Raw genomic sequence first — 16,697 nt, forward strand, 5'->3', positions numbered from 1 at the left:
GGGGGGGCGCGCCCGGCGCCCCGCGCGCCTAGCTACCTGGGCCCCGTGGGCGGGCGCGCGCGGGGCGGGGGGGGCGCCCCCCCCCCCCCCCGGTTCGTTCTGCGGGGTGTGAGCGAGAAGAACCGACACGGAAAGCGCACCGCCCGGGAGAAGCTGGCGGCCGAGCGCGAGAAGCACAGGTCCAGGGACAAGCGCCGCCGCGCGCTGATCGTCGGCGCGAGCGTGGTCTGCGTCCTCGGGCTCGCGGCGGTGATCGGCGTGGTCGCCGCCAACGCGGGCAAGGACGACGGCAACGAGTCGGCCGGACCGGTCGTGGCGCCCTCGGGCGCGCAGGGCAAGGACGGCCTCGCGATCCCCGTCGGTGAGGACGGCGCCAAGTCGACGCTCACCATCTGGGAGGACTTCCGCTGCCCGGCCTGCAAGGCCTTCGAGCTGGCGTACCGCGACACGATCCACGAGCTGACCGAGGCCGGAAAGCTCAAGGTCGAGTACCACCTGGCGACCATCATCGACGGCAATATGGGCGGCACCGGCTCCCGCAAGGCCGCCAACGCCGCGGCCTGCGCCCAGGACGCCGGAAAGTTCACCCCGTACCACGACGTGCTGTTCACCAACCAGCCGCCCGAGAGCGAAGACGCCTTCGCCGACGAGGACCGGCTGATCGACCTGGCCGGCAAGGTCGACGGCCTCGACACCACCCTGTTCCAGGAGTGCGTGAAGAACGGCAGGCACAACAGCTGGGTGGAGAAGTCCAACGAGGCCTTCCTGAACGGCGGCTTCAGCGGCACTCCGACCGTGCTGCTGGACGGCACGAACATCTACCAGGACCAGTCGATGACCCCGGCGAAGCTGAAGCAGATGGTGGAGGACGCCAACAAGTAGGGCGGGCAGCGGTGGGGTGTGCCCGCGCGCCGGGATCCGCGCGCTCGTTACGGACCCGTAGCCGGGCTGCCCGCCGCGCCTCCCGTCCGACACGGTAGCGTCGACCCTGCCATGGAACTTGCCTTCATTCCCAGCCCGTCGCGCGGGGTGCTGTACCTCGGTCCCGTCCCGCTGCGCGGCTACGCGTTCTGCATCATCATCGGCGTCTTCGTTGCGGTCTGGCTCGGCAACCGCCGCTGGATCGCCCGGGGCGGGCGGCCGGGCACGGTGGCCGACATCGCGGTCTGGGCCGTCCCCTTCGGCCTGATCGGCGGCCGGCTCTACCACGTGATCACGGACTACCAGCTGTACTTCAGCGAGGGCCGTGACTGGGTCGACGCCTTCAAGATCTGGGAGGGCGGCCTCGGCATCTGGGGCGCGATCGCGTTCGGCGCGCTGGGCGCCTGGATCGGCGCCCGCCGCCGGGGCATCCCGATGCCCGCGTACGCCGACGCCGTCGCCCCCGGCATCGCCCTCGCGCAGGCCATCGGCCGCTGGGGCAACTGGTTCAACCAGGAGCTGTACGGCAAGGCGACCGACCTGCCGTGGGCCGTGGAGATCACCTCGACGGCCGACGGGCGGGTGCCGGGCACGTACCACCCGACGTTCCTGTACGAGTCGCTGTGGTGCATCGGTGTCGCCGCGCTCGTCATCTGGGCGGACCGCCGCTTCAGGCTGGGCCACGGACGGGCGTTCGCCCTGTACGTCGCCGCCTACTGCGCGGGCCGGTTCTGGATCGAGTACATGCGCGTCGACGACGCCCACCACATCCTGGGCCTGCGGCTCAACAACTGGACGGCGCTGTTCGTCTTCCTGCTCGCCGTGGTCTACATGGTGCTCTCGGCGCGGTCGCGTCCAGGCCGGGAGGCCGTGGTCGAGCCCGGTGCCGACCCCTCCGACGGCGCCGACGGCTCGGACGACTCCGAAGGCTCCGCCGGGGACGACGCAAAGGCGGACGCGGACACCGACGGTGAGGACGCCGGGTCCGGTGCCACCGAGGACGACGCCAAGAGCCCGGACGAGGCGGACGGCGACGCGGACGACGCGCGGGACGTGAAGGACGGCGCCGACTCCGCCAAGAAGGGCTGACGGCCCGCCGTACGACACCCCCCGAGGGCGCCCGGAACTCCACCGGGCGCCCTCGGTCCGTATCAGGATCCGTATCAGGATCCGTGTCAGGACAGGACGGGCCGCCGGGCCAGCGACAGGGTGCGCCGGGCCGTCGCCACCACCGCCGCGTCGACGAACCGGCCGTCCGGCAGCGCCTGCGCGCCCGGCTGCACGCTGGCCGCCTTGACGATCGTCTCCGCCTCCTCCAGCTCCCGCTCGGTCGGCAGATACGCCCGCTCGATGATCGGCAGCTGGCGGGGGTGGATCGCTGCCCGGCCGAGGAAACCCAGGGCGCGGCCGTGCGCGCAGGACGCCGCCAGGCCCTCCAGGTCCCGGGTGTCCGGATGCACCGTCTGCGACGGCGGTGCCAGGCCGGCCGCCCGCGCGGCCACGACCACCCGCGAGCGCGACCAGTCGAGGCCGGTGTCCCCGAGCACGCCCAGGTCGGCCCGGAGGTCCGCCTCGCCGAGGGCGATGCCGCGCAGCGCCGGATGGGCCGCCGCGATCGGGTACGCCCGCTCCACGCCCAGGGCCGTCTCCAGCAGCGCGTACAGGGGCGGGCCGCCGGTGGCCGCCGCGACGCCGGTGATCTGCTCGGGGGACGTCACCTTGGGCAGCCGCAGGCCGGACAGCCCCGGCAGCGCGGCCAGCGCCCTCAGGTCCGCGGCGGCGAGCGGGCCGTCCAGGGCGTTGACGCGCACGTGCACCGGCACCGGCTGCGGCTCGGTGAGCATTTCCGCGGTGGCCTCGCGGGCGTAGTCCTTGCGGTCCGGGGCGACCGCGTCCTCCAGGTCGACCACCACGACGTCGGCTCCGGCGGCCAGTGCCTTGGCGACCACCCGGGGCCGGTCCCCGGGTGCGTACAGCCAGGTCAGCGGGGGTGCGGTCATACGACGCCCTCCTCACGCAGCTCTTTCACGTCCGCCGGGGTGAGCCCCAGCTCGGTCAGCACCTCCTCCGTGTCCGCGCCGTGCGGGCGGCCCGCCCAGCGGATGGCGCCCGGGGTCGCGGAGAGCCGGAAGAGGACGTTCTGCATACGCAGCGGGCCCAGCTCGGGATCGTCGACGGTGGTGACGGTGTCGAGCGCCTGGTACTGGGGGTCGGTCATCACGTCCCGCACGTCCTGGACCGGCGCGACGGCCGCCTCGGCCTTCTCGAAGGCGGCGAGCACGTCGGCGCGGCTGTGCCGGGCGATCCAGTCGCCGACCGCCGCGTCCAGCACGTCGGCGTGCCGGGCCCGGTCGGCGCCGGACGCGAACCAGGGCTCGTCGATCAGTTCCGGGCGGCCCACCAGGCGCATCACCCGCTCGGCGACCGACTGGGCCGAGGTGGACACGGCGACCCAGGTGTCGTCGGCGGTGCGGTAGGTGTTGCGCGGGGCGTTGTTCTGCGAGCGGTTGCCGGTGCGCGGCTGGACGTGGCCGAGTTGGTCGTACCAGGTGGGCTGCGGGCCGAGCACGGTCAGGATCGGCTCGATGATCGCCATGTCGACGACCTGCCCCTCGCCGGTGCGCTCGCGTGCGGCCAGCGCGGTCATCACGGCGTACGACGTGGCCAGCGCGGCGATCGAGTCGGCGAGCCCGAACGGCGGCAGCGTCGGCGGGGCGTCCGGCTCGCCGGTCATCGCGGCGAAGCCGCTCATGGCCTCGGCGAGGGTGCCGAAGCCGGGGCGGCGCGCGTACGGGCCGAACTGGCCGAAGCCGGTGACCCGGGTCAGGACCAGGCGCGGGTTGACGGCGGACAGCTCGTCCCAGCCCAGGTCCCACTTCTCCAGCGTGCCGGGACGGAAGTTCTCGATGACGACGTCCGCGGTCGAGACGAGGCGGAGCAGGGTGGTGCGCCCGGCGGGCTTCGACAGGTCCAGGGTGATCGTGCGCTTGTTGCGGCCCAGGATCTTCCACCACAGGCCGATGCCGTCCTTGGACGGGCCGTGGCCCCGGGACGGGTCGGGCCGGGAGGGGTGTTCGACCTTGACGACCTCGGCGCCGAAGTCGCCGAGCATGGTGGCGGCGAGCGGGCCCGCGAAGAGCGTGGCGAGGTCGAGGACCCGCAGGCCGGTCAGCGGGGCGGAGGCGGCGGTGACGGAGCCGGGGACGGCGTTCACGGCGGGCTGGGACATGGGCGGGTGGCCTCCCGGTGGGTGAGATGGGCGAGGGTGTCGAAGCCGGTGCCGTCGAAGTCGCCGACCGACGTGGCCAGGCGGTTCTTCAGCGGGCCCGTCCAGTGCTCGGGCAGGGCGGCGGGGGAGCCGGCGAGGAGTCCGGCGACGCTGCCGACGGTCGCGCCGTTGGAGTCGGTGTCCCAGCCTCCGGAGACCGCGCGGGAGACCGAGCCGGTGAAGTCGCCGTCCGCGTGGGTGAGGGCGGCGGCGATCAGGGCGGTGTTGGGCACGGCGTGCACCCAGTGGTGGGTGGGGGAGTGGCGGGCGTGCAGTTCGTCCACGACGGAGTCGAAACCGGCGTGCGTCCCGGCGAGGTGGACGGCGTGGCGTACGGCTGCGGACAGGCGGGAGCCGGGCGGTACGACCTTCAGGCCGGTGCGCAGGCAGGTGTGGACGTCGTGGGTGCCGGTGGCGGCGGTGGCGATGACGGCCGCGGCGAACATGGCCGCGTGCACGCCGCTCGCGGTGTGGGTCAGGGCGGCGTCGCGGTGTGCCTGCTCGGCCGCGGCGGCCGGGTCGCCGGGGTTGGTCCAGCCGTGCACGTCGGCGCGGATCAGGGCGCCGATCCACTCGCGGAAGGGGTTGCGGTGGTGGGCGGTGTGGGGTGGTTCCAGGCCGGAGAGCAGGTTGCGGTAGGCGACACGCTCGGCGGTGAAGGTGCGGCCGGCGGGGAGTTCGTCGAGCCACACGCGGGCCACGTCGGCGGTGGTGAAGTGCCTGCCGTGGCGCTGGAGGAGCAGGAGGTTCAGGAGCGGGTAGTTGAGGTCGTCGTCCTCGGGCATCCCGTCGATGTTCTCGGCGAGGGAGGTGGCTGCGGAGCGGCGGTTCCAGGGGTGGGCGGCCGCGAGGTCCTCGGGGACGCCCCGGGCGGTGAAGTAGTTGGTCGGGGGCCAGTTGCCGGTGGCGCGGGCGAGGCGGCGGATGCCGGCCAGCGGGAGCTTCTCGACGGGCTTGCCGAGGAGGCAGCCGGCGGCCCGGCCCAGCCAGGCGGCCTCCAGCCGGGCCGGGGACCCGGACGGGGGCGGCGGTGCGGCCGGGGGCCTGGATGCGGGCCAGTCGGGGCACAGGGCCTTGATCCGGTCGAGGTCCGTCGGTTCGGCGTCGGCGGTCGGGTTCGCCAGTCCGGCCAGGTCGTCCAGCAGCTCCTCCGCCAGAAGACGCAGGCGGCGGGAGGCGGGCCGAGGGGACGCGCCCGCGCGGTCGGGGGCCGATCCGCCGCCCGCCGCCTCCCAGCGGGCGGCGACCGCCGACGCGTCGCGGCCCTCCAGGGCCGCCTGGCACAGCTCGTGGCCGATCAGGTCCTCGGGCTGCACCCAGGTCAGCCGGAGCATCACGGGCCCCCGATCGCGCCGAACGCCCGCTCGTGCTCGCGGCGCCGCACCAGGTCCCGCTCGAAGACCTCCCGGGCGACCGCGGTCAGCGTCGCGGCCGGCTCCCACAGGTCCAGCCGGCTGGCCTCCCCGACCCGCTTCGCCCACTCCTCCGGCACCGGTGAGCCCAGCGCCCCCGCCAGCGCGCCCGCCATCGTGGCGATGGAGTCGCAGTCGCGGCCGTAGTTGACCGCGCCGAGCACCGCGCGCCGGAAGTCGCCGCCGGAGACGAGGAGCATGCCGAGGGCGACGGGCAGTTCCTCGATCGCGTGCAGCCGGGACGGGCGGCGGGCGCCCAGCGAGGGCGCGCGGTAGTCGGGGCCCACCGTGTCGTACGGGGTGACCGCCTCCCTCAGCGGGGCCAGCGCCGACTCGAAGTCCGAGTACCTCGCGGCCACGTCGCAGACCGCCTCGATCGCGGCCCGCGTGCCGTCCTTGGCCAGGGACAGACAGGCGGCCACCACCGAGTCCGGCGTCGCCCCCGGCGCGCACGCCGCGGCCACCGCCGCCGCGAAGACACCGGCCGCCTCCCGGCCGTACGACGACTGGTGCGCGCCCGCGACGTCCAGGGCCTCGGCGTACGCGCCCGCCGGGTGGGCGGCGTTGACCAGGCCGACCGGGGCCATGTACATCGCGGCACCGCAGTTGACGATGTTGCCGGTGCCCGCCTCGCGCGGGTCCACGTGGCCGTAGTGGACCCGCGCCACCAGCCACTTCTCCGCGAGGAAGATCCGCTGCAGCGGGAGCGCCTCGGCCTCCAGCTCCGGGATCCAGCGGGGGTGCGTCATCAGGTCCGGGACCAGGTGCTCGGCGACCGCGTACGCGTCGAGGTGGTCGCGGACCGTGCCGTACACCCGGACCAGCGCGTGGGTCATCAGGGTGTCGTCGGTGACGTGGCCGTCGCCCTTGTGGTACGGGGCGAGGGGGCGGGCGGTGCGCCAGTCGTCGCCGTTCCAGGGGCCGACGACGCCGTGGATCCGGCCGCCGTGGCGTTCGAGGATCTGCTCGGGGGAGTAGCCCTCGACCGGGCCGCCGAGCGCGTCGCCGACGGCCGCGCCGACGAGGGCGCCGGTGACGCGCTCGTCCAGGGTCGCAGTGCCGGTCCGCGAGGTGCGGTCTGTCATGTCCTACGTCCTCCGTCTTCGGGTCGGGTCGGCTGCGTGGCGTGCAGGAGTCCGGCGAGTTCGACGAGGTCGGTGCCGGTGAGCCTGGGCAGTACGCAGCCGGGGAGGGTGCGGCAGGTGTCCCGCCAGGACGCGGGCACCGAGGCGCCGCCGCCCAGGGCGCCGGTGAGGGCGCCCGCCAGCGCGGGGGCGGAGTCCGCGACCCTGGACAGACAGGCCGCCGCCGGGACCGCCTCCGCGAGGGCGCCCCGGGCGGCGGTGGCCAGGGCGAGGGCGACCGGGACGGTCTCGGCGGCGGCGATGCCGTAGCTGTAGACGTGGTCGACGATCTGGTGTTCGAGGAGCGGGACGAGGGCGAAAGTGCTCTCGGCGTCCGCCGCCAGGGCCAGTGCCTGGCGGGCGTTGCGGCCGATCTCCGTCCCCTCGGGGAGTTCGGCGAGGGCGGCCGCCACGCAGGTGTCCACGTCGGCGCCGTCGAGGGCGCGGGCCAGCGCCGCCGCCATCGCCCGTGCGCCGTGCACGCCGTCGCCGTCCTGGGTGTAGCGGGCGTCGAACTCGGCGAGGTCCGCCGCGAGGCGCGGGTCGCCCGGGTGGGCGACGGCGAGGACGCAGGCCCGGACGCAGGCGGCGTCGTCGAAGTAGTGCGGGTTGTCGTGGCCGGTGGCGGGCGGGCGCAGGCCCGCGGCGAGGTTGCCGAGCCCGGCCCGCACCGAGATGCGGGCGCGCAGCGGCAGTACGGCCGACTCGGTCTCGGGGGCGCGTTCCGTCGCCGCGGCCACCTCGCTGGCGACGGCGTTCCAGGTCAGGTCGATCGCCGCGCGCATCCGGCGGTCCCGGCTCAGGTCCCCGAGCACGCTGTCGTCGCCGGCCCGCAGCAGTGCCTCCGCCGCGAACGCCGCCCACTCGGCGTCGTCCGAGGGGCCGAGGCGGAGCGGCTCGGGGGGCTGGTTCAGGGCGATGGGGACGGGGAGGGTGGTGGTCGCGTTCTGCTCGGCGAAGGTGTCCAGCTCGCGGGTGAGCCGGCGCGTCCACTCCGGCATCCGGGCGGCCCGGTGCCGGGCGGCGGGCCAGCCGGCCGCGTCCCCCGCGGCCAGACCGAGGAGCAGCCCCTCGACCCGGTCGCGTCCCGGCACCGCACGGGAGACCCTGGCCTCGGGCCCGGGGCGCTGTCCCATCCCGGCGGGCCCCGACTCTCCGGGCGCCTCGACGTACGCGGTGGTGACCGTCGTCCCCACGACGGGCCGGCCCCCGGTCACGACCACACCTCCGCCCCCGCCTCGGGCGCGGGGGCGCCCCGGTCGGGCGGGCTTGTGAGCGGTGCGGCTTGCGGAGTCCGGGGTGCCTTCGGTGTCTCGGCGGTCGGCACGGGTGCGGACGGGTCGGGGTCTGGCGGGGGCCGGTTGTCGGGGAGGGTGGTGTCGCGGGGTGGGAGAGAGGCGCGTGGGTTTTCGGGGCGGGACCGGCGCGTCGCCTCTTCGCGTCCCCCGGGGACCCGTTCCGGATCTCGTGCCGGCCGCCGCGCGTCCCCCGGTACTGCCCACGCCCCCCGCGCCACCCCCTCCGCCCCGCCCGTCAGCAGGTCCGCCACCTCCAGGACGTGGTGGTCGGCGATCGCCGGCAGGCAGGTGCCGCGGGCGGGGCCGATGGCCGCGGCCCAGGCGGGCGGGATGGCGGCGACACCGTGGGTGGCGCCGGCCAGGGCGCCCGCCACCGCGGCCGTGGTGTCGGCGTCGCGCCCCATGTTGACGGCCGTCAGCACCGCGTCCGTGAAGTCACCGTCGGCCGCCGCGTACGCGCCGAAGGCGAGGGCCACCGCCTCGGGTGCCAGGTCGGTCCACGGGTAGCCGCCGATGACCACCGCGGAGCGGACCGCGCGTTCGCCGCGATGGGCCGCCGTCATCGCGCGGCGCAGACAGCGGGCGGTCCAGGAGTCGTCCGGTACGACGGCCAGCGCGGAGGCCACGACCGCGACCGGCGCCGCCCCCGCCATCGCCGCCGCGACACCCGCCGCCACCGCCTGGCCGCCGTAGATGCCCTCGCCGTCGTGGCTGACCGAGCCGTCGATCGCGACCAGCCGGGCCGCCTCGGCGGGGCGGCCGGCCGCGAACACGCCGTGCGGGGCGGCCCGCATCGCGAGCCCGTCGCTCCAGGCGTGGCGGTGCTGGGCGGAGATCGGGGCGGCGAGCCCCCGGCGCAGGTTCTCCAGGGTGCCGCGTTCGCTGAAGCCCGCGCCCCGGAACGGTCCCTCCTCCCGGTCCGCGATCCACTCGTGCCAGGCGGTCTCCACGTGGACCGGCGTGAGCGCGGCGCCGTACCGGGCGAGCAGCAGGCCCGAGAAGATCGCGTACTCGGTGTCGTCGGTACCCGCCGGCCGCTCGGCCACGTACCCCGTGATGCGGCCCCACCGGGCGCGGATCTCCGAGGGCTTCATGTTCTCGGCCGGCGCCCCGAGGGCGTCCCCGACGGCCAGTCCGAGCAGCGCGCCCCGGGCCCGTTCGCGGAGTCCGACGGCGCCTTGGGGCGCGGGGACCGGGGGAATGCAGGCGGTGGATGCCATGCGGCCTCTCCTCTCCCTTTGCGCATCTGTCCCCGGTGCGGTGCGCACCGCAGCCTCACCGGGCTCAGCGTCACCCGGTCGACATCTGTGCGGGCAAGATCACGAATGAGCGCGGAGAGGTAAAACCGCAGGTAAGCGCAGCCTTTCCTTGCTGGCGGAGCGGAAATGATCGGCGTAGATTAGGTATTGTTGAAAAGTAGAATCGATCCAAACTAGCTCTCCGGGGGACCCCTCATGGCCATCATCGAGACCGAGGCGCCGCTGCACGAGGCGCACCGCGACAACCACACCCACCGCGACGTGAACGGCGGCTGGCTGCGCCCCGCCGTCTTCGGCGCGATGGACGGCCTGGTCTCCAACCTCGCCCTGATGACCGGCGTCGCCGGCGGCGCGGTGAGCCAGCAGGCCGTCGTGCTGACGGGCATGGCCGGCCTGGCCGCCGGTGCCTTCTCGATGGCCGCCGGCGAGTACACCTCCGTCGCCTCGCAGCGCGAACTGGTCGAGGCCGAGCTGGACGTGGAGCGCCGGGAGCTGAGAAAGCACCCGAAGGACGAGGAGGCCGAGCTGGCCGCGCTCTACGAGGCCCGCGGCGTCGAACCGCGGCTCGCGCGCGAGGTGGCCCGGCAGCTGTCCCGCGACCCCGAGCAGGCGCTGGAGATACACGCCCGCGAGGAACTGGGCATCGACCCCGGCGACCTGCCCTCGCCCACGGTCGCGGCCGTGTCGTCCTTCGGCTCCTTCGCCCTGGGCGCCCTGCTGCCCGTGCTGCCGTTCCTGCTCGGCGCCGGTGCGCTGTGGCCCGCGGTGCTGCTCTCGCTGGCCGGACTGTTCCTGTGCGGGGCCGTGGTGGCCAAGGTGACGGCGCGCAGCTGGTGGTACAGCGGACTGCGGCAGCTCGCGCTCGGCGGTGCCGCGGCCGGTGTGACGTACGTCCTGGGCAGCCTGTTCGGAACGGCCGTAGGATAGCCCGGCTCGAACTTATGCGAGGGGCCGCATAAGTAGCCGTTACTCGCTGGTTTCGAGCACGTAATCTCCGGGCATGAGCCGTAAGCGCTGTGGGCAACGAGGCCGGCCGCGCACCCGTGGGGCGAGCGACGACGCTCTTTCCACGCCTTCGGGCCGACGGACATCGATCTGTGCGCTTCGGTCTTCCATAGCTTCCACCGCCGGGCGCGGTACCCCCGCCGCAGCCCCCGGTGTCCGCATGTTGGAATGGATTGTCCCGTTTACCGAGAACCGCTCCATCATGTAACCTGCACCAAATTTTGTACCGAAACCGCAGAGGGCCAACGTCGTCCCTCGGCACTTGTACATGCCAGATGACGACGACGGGAGAGCCGATGCGTACGCCGCGCCAGCCGTCCCAGCATTCCGCGAGTGGCCAGAACTGGTCCTTCATGGATGCTCGCCCTGCTGCGCAGGGTATGTACGACCCCCGCAACGAGCACGACGCCTGCGGCGTCGGTTTCGTCGCCACTCTCACCGGCGAGGCGTCCCACACCCTGGTCGACCAGGCACTCACCGTGCTGCGCAACCTGGAGCACCGAGGCGCCACCGGTTCCGAGCCCGACTCGGGCGACGGCGCGGGCATCCTCTCCCAGGTGCCGGACGCGTTCTTCCGTGAGGTGGCCGGATTCGAGCTGCCCGAGGCCGGGTCGTACGCCGTCGGCATCGCCTTCCTGCCGGTGGACGGCACCGAGGACGCCGTCTCGCGGATCGAGACGATCGCGGGCGAGGAGGGCCTGACGGTCCTCGGCTGGCGCGAGGTGCCGGTCGCCCCGCAGATGCTCGGCGCCACCGCCCGCTCGACCATGCCGGTCTTCCGCCAGATCTTCGTGACGGACGGGGAGTCGCGGGGCATCGCCCTCGACCGCCACGCCTTCGCGCTGCGCAAGCGCGCCGAGCGCGAGGCCGGCGTCTACTTCCCGTCGCTGTCCGCGCGGACCATCGTCTACAAGGGCATGCTGACCACCGGCCAGCTGGAGCCGTTCTTCCCGGACCTGTCCGACCGCCGCTTCGCCTCCGCGATCGCGCTCGTGCACTCCCGGTTCTCCACCAACACCTTCCCGAGCTGGCCGCTCGCCCACCCGTACCGCTTCGTCGCGCACAACGGCGAGATCAACACGGTCAAGGGCAACCGCAACTGGATGCAGGCCCGCGAGTCCCAGCTCGCCTCCGACCTGTTCGGTTCGTCGTCGGACCTGGAGCGGATCTTCCCGGTCTGCACGCCGGACGCCTCGGACTCCGCCTCCTTCGACGAGGTCCTGGAGCTGCTGCACCTCGGCGGGCGCTCGCTGCCGCACTCCGTGCTGATGATGATCCCGGAGGCGTGGGAGAACCACGACTCCATGCAGCCGGACCGGCGCGCCTTCTACCAGTTCCACTCCACGATGATGGAGCCGTGGGACGGCCCCGCCTGCGTCACCTTCACCGACGGCACCCAGGTCGGCGCCGTGCTCGACCGCAACGGCCTGCGCCCGGGTCGCTACTGGGTCACCGACGACGGCCTCGTCGTCCTCGGCTCCGAGGTCGGCGTCCTCGACATCGACCCCGCGAAGGTCGTCCGCAAGGGCCGCCTCCAGCCCGGCCGCATGTTCCTCGTGGACACCGCCGAGCACCGCATCATCGAGGACGACGAGATCAAGGCCCAGCTCGCGGCGGAGAAGCCGTACGCCGAGTGGATCGAGGCCGGCGAGATCGAGCTGTCCGACCTGCCCGAGCGCGAGCACATCGTGCACACCCACGCCTCGGTCACCCGCCGCCAGCAGACCTTCGGATACACCGAGGAGGAGCTGCGCGTCCTCGTCGCGCCGATGGCCAAGGCCGGCGCCGAGCCGATCGGCTCCATGGGCACCGACTCGCCCATCGCCGCGCTGTCCGAGCGCCCCCGGCTGCTCTTCGACTACTTCACCCAGCTGTTCGCGCAGGTCACCAACCCGCCGCTGGACGCCATCCGCGAGGAACTGGTCACCTCCCTGCGCTCCTCGCTGGGCCCGCAGGGCAACCTCCTCGACCCGACGGCGGCCTCCTGTCGCAGCGTCCTGCTGCCCTTCCCGGTGATCGACAACGACGAGCTGGCCAAGCTCATCCACATCAACGCCGACGGCGACATGCCCGGCTTCAAGGCCGCGACCCTCTCCGGTCTCTACCGGGTGCACGGCGGCGGCGACTCACTCGCCGCCCGCATAGAGGAGATCTGCGCCGAGACCGACGCCGCGATCGAGAACGGCGCCCGCCTGATCGTCCTCTCCGACCGCCACTCGGACGCCGAGCACGCCCCGATCCCGTCGCTGCTGCTCACCGCGGCCGTCCACCACCACCTCATCCGCACCAAGCAGCGCACCGAGGTGGGCCTGCTGGTCGAGGCCGGCGACGTCCGCGAGGTCCACCACGTCGCCCTGCTCATCGGCTTCGGCGCCGCCGCCGTCAACCCGTACCTGGCGATGGAGTCCGTCGAGGACCTGGTCCGCGCGGGCACCTTCCTGCAGGCCGCAGACGGCGAGCCCGAGCCCGCCATACGGAACCTGATCTACGCCCTCGGCAAGGGGGTCCTCAAGGTCATGTCCAAGATGGGCATCTCCACCGTCGCCTCCTACCGCGGCGCCCAGGTCTTCGAGGCCGTCGGGCTCGACGAGGAGTTCGTCGCCAAGTACTTCAACGGCACCGCCACCAAGATCGGCGGCGTCGGCATCGACGTCATCGCCAAGGAGGTCGCCGCCCGCCACGCCAAGGCGTACCCGGCCAGCGGCATCGCGCCGGCCCACCGCGCCCTGGAGATCGGCGGCGAGTACCAGTGGCGCCGCGAGGGCGAGCCGCACCTGTTCGACCCGGAGGCGGTCTTCCGCCTCCAGCACGCCACGCGCTCCGGCAAGTACGACATCTTCAAGCAGTACACCGGGCGCGTGAACGAGCAGTCCGAGCGCCTGATGACGCTGCGCGGCCTGTTCGGCTTCACCAGCGGGCGCGAGCCGATCTCCGTGGACGAGGTCGAGCCCGTCTCCGAGATCGTCAAGCGCTTCTCCACCGGCGCCATGTCGTACGGCTCCATCTCCCAGGAGGCGCACGAGACCCTCGCCATCGCCATGAACCAGCTGGGCGGCAAGTCCAACACCGGTGAGGGCGGCGAGGACCCGGAGCGCCTGTACGACCCCGCGCGCCGCTCCTCGATCAAGCAGGTCGCCTCCGGCCGGTTCGGCGTCACCTCCGAGTACCTGGTCAACGCGGACGACATCCAGATCAAGATGGCCCAGGGCGCCAAGCCCGGCGAGGGCGGCCAGCTGCCCGGCCACAAGGTGTACCCCTGGGTCGCCAAGACCCGGCACAGCACCCCCGGCGTCGGTCTGATCTCGCCGCCGCCGCACCACGACATCTACTCCATCGAGGACCTCGCCCAGCTGATCCACGACCTCAAGAACGCGAACCCGCAGGCGCGGATTCACGTCAAGCTGGTGTCCGAGGTCGGCGTGGGCACGGTCGCGGCGGGTGTCTCGAAGGCGCACGCGGACGTCGTCCTCATCTCCGGCCACGACGGCGGCACCGGCGCCTCGCCGCTCACCTCGCTGAAGCACGCCGGCGGCCCCTGGGAGCTGGGCCTCGCCGAGACGCAGCAGACGCTGCTGCTCAACGGCCTGCGCGACCGCATCGTCGTGCAGACCGACGGCCAGCTCAAGACCGGCCGCGACGTGGTCATCGCCGCGCTCCTCGGCGCCGAGGAGTTCGGTTTCGCGACCGCGCCGCTCGTCGTCTCCGGCTGCGTCATGATGCGCGTCTGCCACCTGGACACCTGCCCGGTCGGCATCGCCACCCAGAACCCGGTGCTGCGCGAGCGGTTCTCCGGCAAGGCCGAGTACATCGTCAACTTCTTCCAGTTCATCGCCGAAGAGGTCCGCGAGATCCTCGCCGAGCTGGGCTTCCGCTCCATCGAGGAGGCCGTCGGCCACGCCGAGACCCTCGACGTCACGCGCGCCGTCAACCACTGGAAGGCGCAGGGCCTCGACCTGGAGCCGCTGTTCCACGTGCCCGCACTGGCCGAGGGCGCCGTGCGCCACCAGGCCACCGGACAGGACCACGGCCTGGAGAAGGCGCTCGACAACCAGCTGATCAAGCTCGCCTCCGACGCGCTGTCCGCCTCGGACGCCACCCAGGCCGCCCCGGTGCGCGCCCAGGTCGCGATCCGCAACATCAACCGCACGGTCGGCACCATGCTCGGCCACGAGGTGACGAAGAAGTTCGGCGGCGCGGGCCTGCCCGACGACACCGTCGACATCACCTTCACCGGCTCCGCCGGCCAGTCCTTCGGCGCCTTCGTCCCGCGCGGCATCACGCTGCGCCTGGAGGGCGACGCCAACGACTACGTCGGCAAGGGCCTCTCCGGCGGCCGGGTCGTCGTCCGTCCCGACCGGGGCGCCGACCACCTCGCCGAGTACTCCACCATCGCCGGCAACACCATCGGCTACGGCGCCACCGGCGGCGAGATGTTCCTGCGCGGCAAGGTCGGCGAGCGCTTCTGCGTCCGCAACTCCGGCGCGCTGGTCGTCTCCGAGGGCGTCGGCGACCACGGCTGCGAGTACATGACCGGCGGCCACGCGGTCGTCCTCGGCGAGACCGGGCGCAACTTCGCGGCCGGCATGTCCGGCGGCGTCGCCTACGTCATCGACCTCGACCCCGACAACGTCAACGCCGGCAACGTCGACGCCGTACAGGCCCTGGACGACGCCGACCGGGACTGGCTGCACGACGTGGTGCGCCGGCACGCCGAGGAGACCGGGTCCACGGTCGCCGAGAAGCTGCTCGCGGACTGGTCCGCCGCCGCGGAGCGCTTCAGCAAGATCATCCCCAGCACGTACCAGGCAGTGCTCGCCGCCAAGGACGCCGCCGAGCGAGCCGGTCTCTCCGAGACCGAGATCACCGAGAAGATGATGGAGGCGGCGACCAATGGCTGACCCCAAGGGCTTTCTCAACCACGGCCGCGAAGTCGCCAAGTCCCGGCCGGTCGAGGAGCGCGTCAAGGACTGGAACGAGGTCTACGTCCCCGGCTCCCTGCTGCCGATCATCAGCAAGCAGGCCAGCCGCTGCATGGACTGCGGCATCCCGTTCTGCCACAACGGCTGCCCGCTCGGGAACCTGATCCCCGAGTGGAACGACTACGCCTACCGCGAGGACTGGTCGGCCGCGCAGGAGCGCCTGCACGCCACCAACAACTTCCCGGAGTTCACCGGCCGCCTGTGCCCGGCGCCGTGCGAGTCTGCGTGTGTGCTCGGCATCAACCAGCCGGCGGTCACCATCAAGAACGTCGAGGTCTCCATCATCGACAAGGCGTGGGAGACCGGAGACGTCGCCCCGCAGATCCCGGAGCGCCTGTCCGGCAAGACCGTCGCCGTCATCGGCTCGGGCCCGGCCGGCCTGGCCGCGGCCCAGCAGCTCACCCGGGCCGGCCACACGGTCGCCGTCTACGAGCGCGCGGACCGCGTCGGTGGGCTCCTGCGGTACGGCATCCCCGAGTTCAAGATGGAGAAGCGGCACATCAACCGCCGCATAGAGCAGATGCGCGCGGAGGGCACCCGCTTCCGCACCGGCGTCGAGATCGGCCGCGACCTGAAGGCCACCGACCTGAAGAAGCGCTACGACGCCGTCGTCATCGCCGCCGGCTCCACCACCGCCCGCGACCTGCCGGTCCCCGGCCGCGAGCTCCAGGGCATCCACCAGGCCATGGAGTACCTGCCGCTGGCCAACAAGGTCCAGGAGGGTGACTACGTCGCCCCGCCGCTCTCGGCCGAGGGCAAGCACGTCGTCGTCATCGGCGGCGGCGACACCGGCGCCGACTGCGTGGGCACCGCCCACCGCCAGGGCGCGGCCTCCGTCACCCAGCTGGAGATCATGCCCCGGCCGGGCGAGGAGCGGGACGCGGTGCGCCAGCCGTGGCCGACGTTCCCGATGCTGTACAAGGTCACCAGCGCCCACGAGGAGGGCGGCGAGCGGGTCTACGCCGTCTCCACCACCCACTTCGAGGGCGACGAGGACGGCAACGTCCAGTGGCTGCACATGAGCGAGATCGAGTTCATCGACGGCAAGCTCACCCCGAAGCCGGGCACCGAGCGCAAGATCCCCGCCCAGCTGGTCACCCTCGCCATGGGCTTCACCGGCACGGACAAGGAGAACGGTCTGGTCGACCAGTTCGGCCTGGGCCTGGACGAACGCGGTAACATCGCCCGGGACGCCGACTTCCAGACCAACGTGCCGGGTGTGTTCGTCGCCGGTGACGCCGGCCGCGGACAGTCGCTCATCGTCTGGGCGATCGCCGAGGGCCGCTCGGCCGCCCGCGGCGCCGACCGCTTCCTGACCGGGGACAGCGACCTGCCGGCCCCGATCCGCCCGACGGACCGCGCACTCGTGGTCTGACGGACGGAACAACCGAAGAACGTCCCGCACAAAGGCGTGCGGAACACAGATGGCGC

At 73.2% G+C, this 16,697-nt stretch carries 11 protein-coding genes; 5 read left to right on the forward strand and 6 right to left on the reverse strand.

Features of this window, described 5'->3' with window-relative positions; translation table 11 throughout:
• Nucleotides 1–108 precede the first annotated feature (108 nt).
• Entirely contained in the window at nt 109–882 is a 774-nt protein-coding gene (locus tag ACFWR9_RS06860) for a DsbA family protein (protein ID WP_383836618.1), read from the forward strand.
• A gap of 111 nt (nt 883–993) precedes the next feature.
• Nucleotides 994–2,010: a prolipoprotein diacylglyceryl transferase gene (gene lgt, locus ACFWR9_RS06865; RefSeq protein WP_383836620.1), complete on the forward strand. Its 1,017-nt coding sequence runs from the start codon at nt 994–996 to the stop codon at nt 2,008–2,010.
• Nucleotides 2,011–2,096: 86 nt separating this feature from the next.
• On the opposite strand, the gene ACFWR9_RS06870 is transcribed toward lgt, so the two are convergent.
• The 6 genes from ACFWR9_RS06870 to ACFWR9_RS06895 are packed head-to-tail and all read right to left on the reverse strand — an operon-like array spanning nt 2,097 to nt 9,243.
• Nucleotides 2,097–2,921, reverse strand: a complete 825-nt coding sequence (locus ACFWR9_RS06870; RefSeq protein WP_383836623.1) for an HpcH/HpaI aldolase/citrate lyase family protein — start codon at nt 2,919–2,921, stop codon at nt 2,097–2,099.
• Nucleotides 2,918–4,150 carry a CaiB/BaiF CoA transferase family protein gene (locus ACFWR9_RS06875; RefSeq protein ID WP_383836626.1) on the reverse strand — a complete coding sequence of 411 codons (1,233 nt, stop codon included), beginning with the start codon at nt 4,148–4,150 and terminating at the stop codon, nt 2,918–2,920. The genes ACFWR9_RS06870 and ACFWR9_RS06875 overlap by 4 nt, the downstream gene beginning before the upstream one ends.
• On the reverse strand, nt 4,132–5,523 hold the full coding sequence (locus ACFWR9_RS06880; protein WP_383836629.1) for an ADP-ribosylglycohydrolase family protein: 1,392 nt from the start codon (nt 5,521–5,523) through the stop codon (nt 4,132–4,134). The genes ACFWR9_RS06875 and ACFWR9_RS06880 overlap by 19 nt, the downstream gene beginning before the upstream one ends.
• The gene (locus ACFWR9_RS06885; RefSeq protein WP_383836632.1) at nt 5,523–6,686 is read right to left on the reverse strand and encodes an ADP-ribosylglycohydrolase family protein; all 1,164 of its coding nucleotides are present in this window, start codon (nt 6,684–6,686) and stop codon (nt 5,523–5,525) included. Before ACFWR9_RS06885 ends, ACFWR9_RS06880 begins: the two co-directional genes overlap by 1 nt.
• Nucleotides 6,683–7,942 carry an ADP-ribosylglycohydrolase family protein gene (locus ACFWR9_RS06890; RefSeq protein WP_383836635.1) on the reverse strand — a complete coding sequence of 420 codons (1,260 nt, stop codon included), beginning with the start codon at nt 7,940–7,942 and terminating at the stop codon, nt 6,683–6,685. The genes ACFWR9_RS06885 and ACFWR9_RS06890 overlap by 4 nt, the downstream gene beginning before the upstream one ends.
• Nucleotides 7,939–9,243 (reverse strand): ADP-ribosylglycohydrolase family protein, encoded by a 1,305-nt coding sequence (locus ACFWR9_RS06895; protein WP_383836638.1) that lies wholly within the window; start codon nt 9,241–9,243, stop codon nt 7,939–7,941. The genes ACFWR9_RS06890 and ACFWR9_RS06895 overlap by 4 nt, the downstream gene beginning before the upstream one ends.
• A gap of 234 nt (nt 9,244–9,477) precedes the next feature.
• Here ACFWR9_RS06895 and ACFWR9_RS06900 point away from each other — a divergent pair, with 234 nt between their 5' ends.
• From ACFWR9_RS06900 to ACFWR9_RS06910, 3 genes are all read left to right on the forward strand, one after another.
• Nucleotides 9,478–10,209 (forward strand): VIT1/CCC1 transporter family protein, encoded by a 732-nt coding sequence (locus ACFWR9_RS06900; protein WP_383836641.1) that lies wholly within the window; start codon nt 9,478–9,480, stop codon nt 10,207–10,209.
• A 431-nt stretch (nt 10,210–10,640) separates the two neighbouring features.
• The gene (gltB, locus tag ACFWR9_RS06905) at nt 10,641–15,185 is read left to right on the forward strand and encodes a glutamate synthase large subunit (RefSeq protein WP_383836862.1); all 4,545 of its coding nucleotides are present in this window, start codon (nt 10,641–10,643) and stop codon (nt 15,183–15,185) included.
• The gene (locus ACFWR9_RS06910) at nt 15,178–16,641 is read left to right on the forward strand and encodes a glutamate synthase subunit beta (RefSeq protein ID WP_383836644.1); all 1,464 of its coding nucleotides are present in this window, start codon (nt 15,178–15,180) and stop codon (nt 16,639–16,641) included. The genes gltB and ACFWR9_RS06910 overlap by 8 nt, the downstream gene beginning before the upstream one ends.
• Nucleotides 16,642–16,697 lie beyond the last annotated feature (56 nt).

Source organism: Streptomyces sp. NPDC058534 (genome assembly GCF_042717365.1).
GTDB lineage: Bacteria > Actinomycetota > Actinomycetes > Streptomycetales > Streptomycetaceae > Streptomyces.

Coding starts and splice junctions, on each gene's coding strand:
- lgt (WP_383836620.1), top strand. CDS start 994: ATGGAACTTGCCTTCATTCCCAGCCCGTCGCGCGGGGTGCTGTACCTC.
- ACFWR9_RS06870 (WP_383836623.1), bottom strand. CDS start 2,921: ATGACCGCACCCCCGCTGACCTGGCTGTACGCACCCGGGGACCGGCCC.
- ACFWR9_RS06875 (WP_383836626.1), bottom strand. CDS start 4,150: ATGTCCCAGCCCGCCGTGAACGCCGTCCCCGGCTCCGTCACCGCCGCC.
- ACFWR9_RS06880 (WP_383836629.1), bottom strand. CDS start 5,523: ATGCTCCGGCTGACCTGGGTGCAGCCCGAGGACCTGATCGGCCACGAG.
- ACFWR9_RS06885 (WP_383836632.1), bottom strand. CDS start 6,686: ATGACAGACCGCACCTCGCGGACCGGCACTGCGACCCTGGACGAGCGC.
- ACFWR9_RS06895 (WP_383836638.1), bottom strand. CDS start 9,243: ATGGCATCCACCGCCTGCATTCCCCCGGTCCCCGCGCCCCAAGGCGCC.
- ACFWR9_RS06900 (WP_383836641.1), top strand. CDS start 9,478: ATGGCCATCATCGAGACCGAGGCGCCGCTGCACGAGGCGCACCGCGAC.
- gltB (WP_383836862.1), top strand. CDS start 10,641: ATGGATGCTCGCCCTGCTGCGCAGGGTATGTACGACCCCCGCAACGAG.
- ACFWR9_RS06910 (WP_383836644.1), top strand. CDS start 15,178: ATGGCTGACCCCAAGGGCTTTCTCAACCACGGCCGCGAAGTCGCCAAG.